The sequence below is a fragment of the Kitasatospora sp. NPDC094016 genome (genome assembly GCF_040304045.1).
Classification (GTDB): domain Bacteria; phylum Actinomycetota; class Actinomycetes; order Streptomycetales; family Streptomycetaceae; genus Kitasatospora.
The window spans coordinates 168,736-180,200 of record NZ_JBEOUK010000011.1; the positions used below are offsets into that span (position 1 = coordinate 168,736).

Sequence of the window (11,465 nt, forward strand, 5' to 3'; positions counted from 1 at the left end):
CAACGGACCGTCAGGTCTGCAGCACGCGGGAGCCGTACACGGGAGGGGCCGGGCATGAGACTGACCGACTGCGAGTCGACCGCGGAGAGCTGGCAGGACCTCGCCGTCATCTGGCGCAACCGGACGCTGCGGTTGCTCGACCACGTGCCGGTGGCGCTGGCGGTGTGCGAGTTCAGCGGCCGGATCATGATCGTCAACCGGGCGATGGCCGCCGAATTCGGCCTGCTGCCCGGGCAGTTGCGCAACCGGAAGATCCTGGAGTTCTTCACCCTCCGGGACAGCGCCACGATACCGGCGCTCGCCGAGGCCGTCCGCCTGCACCGCCGCTCGCAGTACCCGGCGCCGGTCTCCTGGTCGGCCGCCGACGGCACCGAGCGGAGCGGCGAGATGACCGTCGCCCTGGTCGGCGACACCCCGGAGGAGGCCCCGAACCTGCTGCTCTCGCTGCCCGTCCGTACCGGGCCCGCCGCCCCGCCGGCCGCACCCCGCCCCGAGGTGAGCCCGATCGAGGCCCGGATCCTCGCCGCCGCCGCGCGCGGCGCCACTACCGCCCAGATCGGCCGGGAGATCGGCCTCACCCCGGACGGCGTCAACTACCACCTCGCCCGGCTCACCCGCCGCTGGCAGCTGCCCAACCGCACCGCGCTGGTCGCCCGCGCCTACGCCACCGGCGTCCTGACCGCCGGCGCCTGGCCGCCGGAGCCGGCTCCCCGGCCGTGACGGGAGCGGCCCGCGGGCTGGGCCGGGCTGCGAGGGCTGGGCTGTTCGGCGATTTAGTTATATGCTCACAATGATTGCAATCATACAAATACTTGTGGAGCCCCCACCATGCCGGACGCCGCCCCACGACGGCCCTGGCTCGTGCTCGCCATCTGCTGCATGAGCCTGCTGATCGTCAGCCTCGACAACACGATCCTGAACGTCGCCCTGCCCGCCATCCAGCGCGACCTGCACACCTCGGTGTCCGGGCTGCAGTGGACGGTCGACGCCTACACGCTGGTGCTGGCCAGCCTGCTGATGCTCTCCGGCTCGACCGCCGACCGGGTGGGCCGCCGCCGGGTCTTCCAGATCGGGCTGGTGGTCTTCACCGCGGCCTCGCTGCTGTGCAGCCTGGCCCCCGGGCTCGGCTGGCTCGTCGTCGCACGGATGCTCCAGGCGGTCGGCGGATCGATGCTGAACCCCGTCGCCATGTCGATCATCAGCAACACCTTCACCGACTCCCGGCAGCGTGCCCGCGCCATCGGCGTGTGGAGCGGCGTCGTGGGCATCAGCATGGCCGCCGGGCCGATCGTCGGCGGTGCCCTGGTCGAGTCGGCCGGCTGGCGGGCCGTCTTCTGGATCAACGTGCCGATCGGCCTGGCCGCGCTGTTCCTGACCCGCAGGTACGTGCCGGAATCGCGGGCACCGCGGCCCCGCCGGGTGGACCCGGTCGGCCAGGTGCTCGTCATCGTCCTGCTCACCACGCTCACGTACGCGATCATCGAGTCGCCGGAGCGCGGCTGGACCTCGCCGCTCGTCATCGGCTGCGCGGTGGCGGCGCTGGGCGCGCTGCTGGGCCTGCTGTGGTACGAGCCCAGGCGCACCGACCCGCTGATCGAGCTGCGCTTCTTCCGCTCCGCACCGTTCGCGGGCGCCACCGTGATCGCGGTCGCCGCCTTCGCCTCCCTGGGCGGGTTCCTGTTCGTCAGCTCCCTGTACCTGCAGAATGTGCGCGGGCTCACGCCGCTGCACGCCGGACTGTTCATGCTGCCGATGGCGGTGATGGCGCTGCTGACCGCACCGGTGTCCGGCCGCATGGTCGCCTCCCGGGGGCCGCGCGTCCCCCTGCTCCTCGCCGGGGCGGCCCTGTGTGCGAGCGCCGTGCTCCAGGCGCTCACCTACTCCGACCACCTTCCGACGGCCGTGCTGGTCGTCGCGTACCTGCTCTTCGGCACCGGCTTCGGCCTGGTCAACGCGCCGATCACCAACACCGCCGTTTCGGGCATGCCCCGTTCGCAGGCCGGCGTCGCGGCCGCGGTGGCCTCCACCAGCCGGCAGATCGGCCAGTCCCTCGGCGTGGCCGTCGTCGGCGCCCTGATGGCGGGCGGCGCGTACGCGCACACCGCGGCCTTCACCGACGCCGGGCGGACGGCGTGGTGGATCATCGCCGGCTGCGGCGCCGCCGTGCTGGTCACCGGTACGCTCACTTCCGGCCGCTGGGCCCGGGAGACGGCCCTGCGCACGGCGGAGCGGCTCGCCGCCGAGGAGACGCCGGAGACGCCGGAGACGCCTGGGACACCGGAGGCGCCGGAGACCAGGGAGACGAAGGAGACGGTGAACACCTGATGGACCGCCCGCACACCGGCGAGCACCACGAGGGCGACGAGGCCGCCACCAGGACGGCGACCAGGGTCTGGCAGGGGCTGAACGCGCTCGTCCTGGAGCGCTACGACCGCCGCAAGGCCGTCGCCGAAGCCCTCGGCATGAGCTTCAGCCGGGTCAGGGCGCTGCGCCGCCTCGGCGCCGACCCGATCACCCTGCGGGACCTGGCCGAGAGGCTGGGCAGCGACCCGCCCTACACCACCGTCATCGTCGACGACCTGGTGCGGCGCGGCCTCGCCGAACGCGTCACCAATCCCGCCGACCGCCGGTCCAAGCTGGTCCATCTGACCGAGGAGGGCCAAGCGAAGGCCGCCCTCGCCGTCAGGATCCTCACCACCCCGCCCGACGACCTGCTCGCCCTGCCCCCGGAGGACATCCAGGCGCTCGACCGCGTCCTGGCGAAGCTCCTGGACTGAACCTCCCGGAGCGGGGCGGGGCGCCGCCGTGGCGGCCGGGCCGGCCGCCACGGCCTCCGCGACGACGGACCCCGTCAGTCGCGTGCGCCGATCCAGGCCGCCCACAGCTGCGCGTACCGGCCGCCGGCCGCCACCAGCTGGTCGTGGCCGCCCTGTTCGACCAGCAGGCCGTCCTCCAGGACCAGGACCCGGTCGGCGCGCACCGACTGGGTCAGCCGGTGGGCGACCACCAGTGCGGTGCGCCCGGCCAGCGCCCGCTCGGCGGCGGCCTCCAGGATCCGTGAGCCGGCGCTGCCCGCCTCCGCCGTCGCCTCGTCCAGCACGGCGACCGGGGGATCGGCCAGGACCAGCCGGGCCAGCGCCAGCTGCTGGGCCTGGATCGGGGTGAGCTGGGCGCCGCCCTGGCCGACCACGGTGGCCAGCCCCTGCGGCAGGGCCGCCGCCCAGTCCCAGGCCTCGACCGTGCTGAGCGCGGCGCGCAGCTCCTCGTCCCCGGCGTCCGGGCGGGCGAGCCGGAGGTCATCGGCCAGCGTCCCGGCGAACACGTGGGTCTCCTGGTTGACCAGGGCGACCATCCGCCGCATCTCGCCGGACGTCAGTTCGTCGGCCGGGCGGCCGTCGAAGAGTATCCGCCCTTCGGAGGGCGGGTAGACGCCCGCCACCAGCCGGGCCAGCGTGCTCTTGCCGGCCCCGGTGGTGCCGACCACGGCCACCCGCTCGCCCGCGGCCAGGGTCAACTCCAGCTCCCGCAGCACCCGGTGGCCCGGGAGGTAGGCGTGGCCCACCGCACGCAGCTCCACGGCCGCACCGCGGCCCCGGGGCCGCGGTGCGGCCGTGGCCCCGGGTGCCTGCGGCTCCGAGGCCCTGGCCTGCGGCAGCCGGGCCAGCCCGACCACCCGGTCGGCGGCCGCGGCGGCCGACTGCACCTCGTCGACGGTCGACAGCAGGCCGTTGATCGGGTCGAACAGCCGCAGGAAGTAGAGCGCGGCGGCGCTGGCCGTGCCGACCTCGATGGTGCCCGAGCGGACCAACAGGTACCCGACGACGAGCAGGCCCGTCAGCCCGGTCAGCTCGGCACCGTTGAGCTTGCCGAAGAAACGCGTCCCGATGTGCGTGGAGCGCAGCGCGAGGTCGCGGGCGGCGCTGGAGCGCTGCTCGACGGACGCCAGTTGCTGCGGGCCCAGGCCGAACGCCCGTACGGTGTGGACGCCGTTCACCGACTCCAGGATCTGCTGCGCCTGCTCGCCCTGGGCGATCCGTTCCTGGCGCCGGACCGGGCCGGAGCGCCGGCGCAGCCACCGTACGGCGTACACCTGGAGCGGTACGGCGGCCAGCGCGGCCAGCGCCAGCCGCCAGTCCAGCAGGAGCAGGGCGGCCAGGGTCAGACCGATCTCCAGCACCGCGCCGATGAGCTGCGGCACCAGGGTGCGGACGGCCTCGCCCAGCACGGTGACGTCGCCGCTGACCCGAGCCACCAGGTCGCCGCTGCCGGAGCGTTCCAGCCGGGCCAGCCCGGTGGAGAGCGCGCTGCCCAGCGCGCTCTCCCGGAGGCCGGCCAGGACCTCCTCGCCGCGGCGGGCCACCAGCGCCCGGCCCCAGCCGGCGAAGAGCGCCTGGGCCAGGCAGGCCGCCGCGATCAGCAGGGCCGGTCCGGTGACGGCCGAGGTCCGGTGGCCGCCGGCCACGACCAGGTCCACGAGGTGCCCCAGCGCGCGCGGCACCACGAGGCCGGCCACGACCCCGGCCACGACCAGGAACAGGGCGGCCGCGGACTGCCAGGGGTGGCGCAGCAGCCGGCCCGCGATCTCCGCGCGGGTCTCGGCGGCGCCGGCGGTGGGCAGCGGTTCCGGTGCGTCGGGTGGGGTGGCCCCGCCCCGGGGGTCGGTCAGCAGCTGGGTCACGACATCACCGCCGCGCGGTAGGAGGGCTGGTCGGTGGTCAGTTCACGGTGGGTGCCGGCGGCCCGGACCGAGCCGTGGTCCAGGAACACCACCCGGTCGCAGCCCCGGAGCAGGATCGGGCTGGTGGTCACGAGCAGGGTGGTGCGGCCCGTGCGCATCGTGCGCAGGCCGTCGGCGATCTTCGCCTCGGTGGCCGCGTCCACGGCGGTGGTCGGCTCGTGCAGCACCAGCACCGCCGGGTCGGCGGCCAGCGCCCGGGCCAGGGCCACCCGCTGGCGCTGGCCGCCGGACAGGGCCCGGCCGCGCTCGCCGATCCGGCCGTGCGCACCGTGCGGGAGCACGCGGAGCACCTGGTCGGCGTCGGCCGCCGCCATCGCCCGCGCGACCAGCGCCGGGTCGGCGGGGGCGTCGGCCGGGCCGCGCACGTTCTCGGCGACGGTCAGGTCGAACAGGTCGGCCTCGTGGTCGGCGACCAGCAGCGTGCCGCGGGCCGCGGCCAGTCGCAGCTCGGCGAGTGGGACGCCGTCCAGCTCGACCCGCCCGCGCTCGGGGGGACACCGCAGCGCGAGGACGTCGAGCAGGGCGGCGGCGACCGCCGGGTCGGGGGTCACCACGCCCACGGTCGTGCCCGGGTGGACGGTCAGGTCCACCGCGCGCAACGCTCCCGCGCCGAGCCCGGCCAGGACCAGCCCGCCGCGCACCGGCCGGGCCGCCTCGCGCTCGCCGCCGAGCACCGCGTACGGCTCCGCCAGCAGCGCGGCCATGCGGGCGGCCGAACCGCGCGCCCTGGCCCGCAGGCCCATCGCCATGCCGAACCGGGTGCTGGGGCCGACCAGGAACTGGGCCAGTCCGACCGAGGCGACGAACTCGCCCACCGAGATGGACCCTTCGACGGCCAGCCTGGCCCCGGCCCAGGCCACCACGGCCAGGAAGCAGCCGTTGAGCAGCAGCGTGAGGCCCTGGTACCCGGCGTCCCAGCGGGCGGCGCGCACGGTGGCGGCCAACGAGGCGCCGCTGGCCACCCGGTACCTGCGCAGTGCGGCGTCCTCCGCGCCCAGCCCCTTGACCACCCGCAGGCCCCTGACCAGGTCGGCCGCCGTCCCGGTGGCGCGCGCGACCTCGGCCTGTTCGGCGCTGCCGCGCGCGGTCAGCGGCCTGGCCAGCAGCCGGGTGCCGGCCAGCAGCGGCACCAGGCCGACCAGGACCAGCAGGCCCAGCGGGACGGACGTCAGCAGCAGCGCCGTCGCGCCGAAGGCCAGCGCGGCGACGGCGCCCGCGCCGATCGCCCAGGCGCGGTTGCCCAGGCCGATCCGCAGCGCGTCGGCCGTCGCGGTGCTCAGCAGGGTGCCGGAACTGCCCGTCCGGGCGGCGAATCCGCGAGGGTCCAGGATCCTGGTCACCGCGGCCAACCGGAGTTCGTGCGCGGCGTCCTGGCTCGCGTGCCGGTTGCACCGTCCCGCCAGCCGCATCGCGCCGCTGAGCACCAGGAACAGCAGGGCCAGCAGCGCGATCCAGCGCACCAGGTCGACCGGGGCGCCGCCGTCGATCGCGTGGTCGACCACGGCGCCGACCAGGACCGGGACCGCGGCCTCGGCCGCCTGGTGGAGCGCCGTGAAGGCCATCGCCCCGGCGATCCAGCGCCGTTGGCGGTGGAAGACCCACCGTCGTACGTCCTGTTCGGTGGCCAGGCGGACAGGCCCTGAGGGGCCCGCCACCGACCGGGTTCGCTCGTCCTGGGGCACGGGGCCCTCCCATCGTTCGTTCGTGTTGACTGGTGCGGGCGGCTGTCGGGCGCGGCGCCGTCAGCGGGCCGCCCGCCACTGCGCGGCCAGCAGGAAGGCCAGGTAGACCCCGCCGAGGGCGCCGGTGGCCACGCCCACCGGGAGCTCGCTGCTCAGCGCGTGCTGGGCGGCGAGATCGCTCAGCGGGACGAGCAGGGCGCCGGTCAGCGCGGCGGGCCCGAAGCCGGCGCCCGGGGAGCGGGTCAGCCGGCGGGAGATCTGCGGTGCGGCCAGCGCCACGAAGCCGACCGGTCCGGCGGCGGCGGTGGCCGCGGCCACCAGACCGACCGCGAGCACCATCAGGGTCAGCCGGGTGCGTTCGACCCGCAGGCCGAGGGTGTGCGCCGACTCGTCGCCCAGCTCCAGTTGGTCGGCCCGCGGGCTGAGCAGCAGCAGCGGGGGAAGCAGCGCGAGCAGGGCCAGCGTCAGCGGACCGGCCTGCTGCCAGCCGCGGCTGTTGAGACTGCCGGTCAGCCAGATCTGGGCGGTCAGCGCGTCGTTGAGCGAGGCCCGGGTGAGCATCCACTGGTTGAACGCGGTCAGCATGCCGGTGACGCCGATGCCGATCAGCACCAGCCTGAACCCCTGGACGGTGCGGCCGCGCAGGGCCAGCAGGTAGACGGCGGTGGCGATGGCCAGGCCGCCGGCCAGGGCGCCGAGCGCGACCTCGCCGGGACCGCCGTGCGCCAGGACCAGGACCGTGACCGCGCCGGAGGCGGCTCCGGTGCCGAAGCCGATCACGTCGGGGCTGCCCAGCGGGTTGCGGGTGACGCCCTGGAAGACGGCGCCGGAGGCGCCGAGCGCGGCCCCGACCAGGATGCCGGTGGTGAGCCGGGGCAGCCGCAACGAGTCGACCACGAAGCGGGTGCCCGGATCGCCCCCGCCGGTCAGGGCCTTGAGCACGTCGGGGACCGGGATCGGGTAGTCGCCGGTGGTGAGGGTCACGACGGCGGTCACGAGCACGGCGGTCAGCAGCGCGGCGCAGACCGCGGCGGCCCGCGGGCGCACCCGCAACGAGACCCGCTCGCCCAGGCGCAGCACCCGGAAGGCCGGCCCGGCCGGCGGCCGCGGCGTGCGCGGTGGCACGGTCCGGAGGAGGTTCACAGCCGGGCCACCCGTCCGCCGCGGGCCAGCGCGATGAAGGCCGGTGCGCCCAGGAAGGCGGTGACCAGGCCCACTTCGATCTCGTTGGGCCTGGTGACCACCCGGCCCAGTACGTCGGCGCCGATCAGCAGGATCGGTGCCAGCAGTGCCGAGAAGGGCAGCACCCAGCGCTGGTCGGGGCCGGTGAGGAAACGCGCCAGGTGCGGGACGGCCAGCCCGATGAATCCGATCGGCCCGACCGCCGCGGTGGCCGCCCCGCACAGCAGGGTGATCGCCGCCATGGCCACCAGCCGGGTGCGGGTCGGGTGTGCGCCGAGCGCGCGGCCGGCCTCCTCGCCCAGGGCGAGGGCGTTCAGCGGGCGGCCCAGCGCCAGCGCGAGAACGGCGCCCACGGCGATGAACGGCAGCAGTTGGATCAGGACGTCCGTGCCGCGGCCGACCACCGAGCCCACGTTCCAGTAGCGGAACTGGTCGAAGGTCGCGGGGCGCAGCAGCAGGACGGCCGAGGTGAAGGCGGTGAGCGCGGCGGTCACCGCGGTGCCGGCCAGGGCCAGGCGTACCGGGGTCGCCCCGGACCGGCCGATCGAGCCCAGCAGGTAGACCAGCACGGAGACGGTGGCGGCACCGGCGAAGGCGAACCAGACGTAGCCGAGCGGGGAGCGCAGGCCGATGAAGCCGATCCCGACGGCGATCGCCGCCGAGGCGCCGGAGTTGACTCCGAGGAGGCCCGGATCGGCCAGCGGGTTGCGGGTCAGGGCCTGCATCAGCGCCCCGGCCAGGCCGAGGGCCGCGCCGACCACCAGGCCGAGTTCGGTCCGCGGCAGCCGTTCGTGCAGGACGACCAGCTGGTCCTGCCCGCCGGTGAAGTGGAAGAGCGCGTCGAAGGCGGTGTGGAGCGGGATGGACTTGGTCCCCACCGCGAGTGAGAGCAGGACCGTCAGGGCGAGGACGGTCGCGCACACCGCCAGGCCGCCGGCCCGGGCGGCCGCCGAGCGGCGCCGTACCGTCTTCTGGGGTGCAATGACCCTGGTGGGGAGGCCAGTTGGGGGGGAGCTAGTCCGAGGCACGAAGAGTTAGGTTAGCCTGCCCTTAGGAGTGCGGCAATGAACGGGCCCGAGCATCGTGGCGCGAGCCGACGCCGAGAGAGAGGGCTTTGCCATGACTCGTCCGATCCGAATCCCGCAGCGCGCCGCACTGGGCGCCGTCGGCGGAGCCCTGGCCCTCGCGCTGACCGCCTGTGGCGGCGGTGCCGCCGGAAGCGGCGGCGATGCCGGGTCCGCCTCGCAGGCCGACCCGGGCGCCTTCCCGGTCACCGTCCAGACCCAGTTCGGCACCGCCACCATCCCCAGGGCGCCCCGGCGCGTGGTGGCCCTGGGGTGGAGCGACCAGGACGCGGCGCTGGCTCTGGGGGTCAAGCCGGTGGCGATCGTCAAGACCGAGGACGGATTCAAGAACGGGGTGGGGCCCTGGGCCGAGCAGGCCCTCGGTGACGCCAGGCCCCAGGTCCTGGACACCACGGACGGCTACCCGATCGAGAAGGTCGCCGCCCTGCACCCCGACCTGATCCTCGCCGTGCAGTCCGGCCTGACCTCGGCGGACTACGGCAAGCTCTCGCAGATCGCGCCCACCGTGGGCTACCTGAGCGGCCGAACCGCCTACGGGACGCCGTGGGAGGAGCAGACCGAACTGATCGGCAAGGCCCTCGGGCGCGGCAAGGAGGCCGCCCAGGCGATCGCCGCGGTCGACCAGAGCCTCACCCGGGACGCCGCCACGTACCCGCAGTTGAAGGGCAAGAGCTTCCTCTACGCCTTTCCGCAGCCGAGCAACGGCCGGGTGGTGCTCTACACCGACGAGCGGACGAGGGTGCTGGAGCGGGCGGGTCTGGTCCTCGACCCGGTGGCGACCGGGGCGCCCAAACTGAACAGCTTCTCGAACGCGCTCAGCATGGAGCACCTGGGCTCGCTCACCTCGCAGGCGCTGCTCGTCTGGTACAGCACTCCGGAGAACCAGCAGCAGTTGGAGTCCAACCCGGTCTTCAAGGGTCTGCCCGCGGTCGCCTCCGGCGCCTACCTGCCGGTGAACCGCACGCTGGCCCAGGCCAGCAGTGCGCCCAGCGTGCTGAGCATCCCGTGGTCGGCGGAGCAGATCCTGCCGGCCCTGGCCAAGTCCCTGCACTGACAGGGCGGCTGCCGCTGCGGCAGCCGCGCCTCCGGTGCTTCGTCGACGGACCGCGCCCCGACTCCGGGCGCGGTCCGTCGGCATGCCCCCGAACCGCCTCCGGGTGGCCGGAAATGGAACACGTGGTCCTCAGGAGAACGCTTGACGGGTCGTCAAACTAAGGCAAGGCTTACCTAAGATTCGGGTCGGGGGCGGAGCGCCGCACGCCTCGACCCGAACCCTCCCAGCCTGCCCCCCTCCGGAGGAACGCCATGCCCCTGGACCCTGCCGACCTTCTCCCCCTGCTCGACCCGGGCGACCCGAACGGGATCGTGAAGGCGTTCGCCGCCAACACCGCCTTCCGGGCCGCCGAGTGGGAGGAACTGACCACGGAGGAGAACCCCTACCGGCGCCCCGTCCGGCCCGACGACCTCGCCTGGCTCGACTACGGCAAGCCGATGCCGGCGGCCAAGGCGCTCAAGCTGAGCGCGCTGCTCGGCCACCGGATGCTCCGCAACGTGTACGACGCGGGCCTGCTCTACCTCCCGCCGGTGCCCGGCCGGGCCGCCGCCGACGACGGCGCCGCCTTCTACAGCGCGCGCAACCGGGCGCTCGGCGCACTGGCCGGGCCGATCCTCGAACGCCACCTGTTCAGCCTGCTGGACGGCGAGTACAAGCCGCTCGACAGCGCCGACCCGCAGGCCCTGCGGCGCGAGATCCGCGCGTACCACGAGAACCGGCTCGCCGAACCGGGGCGGGCCTTCACGGTGGCCGCCGCCACCACGGACCGCAGGGCCGCCGCGACCTTCATGCTGCTCCAGCTGAGCGCCTACCTGCCGGCCGCCCGCGCCGCCGCGGGCCGTGCCGCGCTCGGCGAGTACGACGCCGCGCACCCGGGAGCCCGCCCGCTGCTGCTCGACGAGTACCGCAACTGGGCGGCGGCGCACCAGGATTACCGGGACCTGCTGGCGGGAGCCGGGTTGAAGCCCACCGCCGCGGCCTACTGGCAGCTGTACCTGGGGACCTCGCTGGGCCGCGGCAACCTGCTGCACCACCTGTCCGGCGACCGGGAGAAGTATCCGGAGTTCCTCGGCGCCCTGGTGCACCAGCAGATCGACGAGGCGGCGGACGGGCCCCGCTTCGCGGCGGTCCTGGAGGACGGACTCGGCCTGCGCACCGGCCTGTTCGACACCCTCGGCACGCTGACCCCGGACGGCCTCGACGCCCGGCTCGACAGCGTGCTGACCCCGCTGGCGGCCGCCTTCGGCCCCGAGGCGGTGCACCGGTTCCACCGGGGCTTCGCGGACGCCCGGTGGTTCGCCGGGCTCTGGGACGGCGATCTGGCCGACCAGTTGGCGTGGGCGGACAGCATCGAGCTGCACCGGGAGAAGGCCGAGCGGATCAGTCGTCACATCGCCGAGAGCGGCGTCGAGGTCGACCTGGACACCTTCGTGGAGAGCCATGAGGAGACCTCCACCACCCATGTGCACAACGAGCACCGGCTGGTGATGGTGGAGCGCGGCCAGATGCACTTCTGGAACAACGTCACGCACAAGATCGCGTTCGGGGAGGGGGACAAGGTGTTGATCCCGGTCTCCCGCCTGCACGGCTCGACCGTCCTGTCCGGGGAGTGCACCTACCACCAGCCGATCATCCCCGAGGCGATGTACCAGCAGTTCTGACGGATCGCCGGATGAAGTCCCGAGGCCCTGAAGCCCGGGTGAAAGACGTCGAAGCCGTCCTGC

General features: G+C 74.6%; 9 protein-coding genes. 5 read left to right on the top strand and 4 right to left on the bottom strand.

Annotated elements, in window-relative coordinates:
* Positions 1-54 precede the first annotated feature (54 nt).
* The 3 genes from ABT015_RS13950 to ABT015_RS13960 all read left to right on the top strand — a co-directional run bounded on the left by ABT015_RS13950 (position 55) and on the right by ABT015_RS13960 (position 2,777).
* Positions 55-720 carry a LuxR C-terminal-related transcriptional regulator gene (locus tag ABT015_RS13950; RefSeq protein ID WP_350879159.1) on the top strand — a complete coding sequence of 222 codons (666 nt, stop codon included), beginning with the start codon at positions 55-57 and terminating at the stop codon, positions 718-720.
* Between the two features lie 108 nt (positions 721-828).
* Positions 829-2,325: an MFS transporter gene (locus ABT015_RS13955; protein WP_350879160.1), complete on the top strand. Its 1,497-nt coding sequence runs from the start codon at positions 829-831 to the stop codon at positions 2,323-2,325.
* Entirely contained in the window at positions 2,325-2,777 is a 453-nt protein-coding gene (locus ABT015_RS13960) for a MarR family winged helix-turn-helix transcriptional regulator (RefSeq protein ID WP_350879161.1), read from the top strand. The genes ABT015_RS13955 and ABT015_RS13960 overlap by 1 nt, the downstream gene beginning before the upstream one ends.
* A gap of 74 nt (positions 2,778-2,851) precedes the next feature.
* Here the strand turns inward: ABT015_RS13960 and ABT015_RS13965 are convergent, their stop codons facing one another.
* From ABT015_RS13965 to ABT015_RS13980, 4 genes are all read right to left on the bottom strand, one after another.
* Complete coding sequence (locus tag ABT015_RS13965) at positions 2,852-4,678, bottom strand: ABC transporter ATP-binding protein (protein ID WP_350879163.1); 1,827 nt, start codon at positions 4,676-4,678, stop codon at positions 2,852-2,854.
* The gene (locus ABT015_RS13970) at positions 4,675-6,300 is read right to left on the bottom strand and encodes an ABC transporter transmembrane domain-containing protein (RefSeq protein WP_402449453.1); all 1,626 of its coding nucleotides are present in this window, start codon (positions 6,298-6,300) and stop codon (positions 4,675-4,677) included. The genes ABT015_RS13965 and ABT015_RS13970 overlap by 4 nt, the downstream gene beginning before the upstream one ends.
* A 180-nt stretch (positions 6,301-6,480) precedes the next feature.
* A complete protein-coding gene (locus tag ABT015_RS13975) occupies positions 6,481-7,545 on the bottom strand; it encodes a FecCD family ABC transporter permease (RefSeq protein WP_350879165.1) in 1,065 nt (354 codons plus the stop codon).
* A gap of 14 nt (positions 7,546-7,559) precedes the next feature.
* On the bottom strand, positions 7,560-8,585 hold the full coding sequence (locus tag ABT015_RS13980) for a FecCD family ABC transporter permease (protein ID WP_402449452.1): 1,026 nt from the start codon (positions 8,583-8,585) through the stop codon (positions 7,560-7,562).
* Between the two features lie 136 nt (positions 8,586-8,721).
* On the opposite strand from ABT015_RS13980, the gene ABT015_RS13985 reads away from it, so the two are divergent.
* Together ABT015_RS13985 and ABT015_RS13990 are read left to right on the top strand one after the other, a co-directional pair.
* The gene (locus ABT015_RS13985) at positions 8,722-9,741 is read left to right on the top strand and encodes an iron-siderophore ABC transporter substrate-binding protein (protein ID WP_350879169.1); all 1,020 of its coding nucleotides are present in this window, start codon (positions 8,722-8,724) and stop codon (positions 9,739-9,741) included.
* 251 nt (positions 9,742-9,992) lie between these two features.
* Positions 9,993-11,402 (top strand): cupin domain-containing protein, encoded by a 1,410-nt coding sequence (locus ABT015_RS13990; protein WP_350879171.1) that lies wholly within the window; start codon positions 9,993-9,995, stop codon positions 11,400-11,402.
* The last annotated feature ends 63 nt before the right edge of the window (positions 11,403-11,465 follow it).

Excerpts from the sequence above, each read along its gene's own strand:
- ABT015_RS13950 (WP_350879159.1), top strand. The coding sequence starts at position 55 with ATGAGACTGACCGACTGCGAGTCGACCGCGGAGAGCTGGCAGGACCTC.
- ABT015_RS13955 (WP_350879160.1), top strand. The coding sequence starts at position 829 with ATGCCGGACGCCGCCCCACGACGGCCCTGGCTCGTGCTCGCCATCTGC.
- ABT015_RS13960 (WP_350879161.1), top strand. The coding sequence starts at position 2,325 with ATGGACCGCCCGCACACCGGCGAGCACCACGAGGGCGACGAGGCCGCC.
- ABT015_RS13970 (WP_402449453.1), bottom strand. The coding sequence starts at position 6,300 with ATGGCCTTCACGGCGCTCCACCAGGCGGCCGAGGCCGCGGTCCCGGTC.
- ABT015_RS13985 (WP_350879169.1), top strand. The coding sequence starts at position 8,722 with ATGACTCGTCCGATCCGAATCCCGCAGCGCGCCGCACTGGGCGCCGTC.
- ABT015_RS13990 (WP_350879171.1), top strand. The coding sequence starts at position 9,993 with ATGCCCCTGGACCCTGCCGACCTTCTCCCCCTGCTCGACCCGGGCGAC.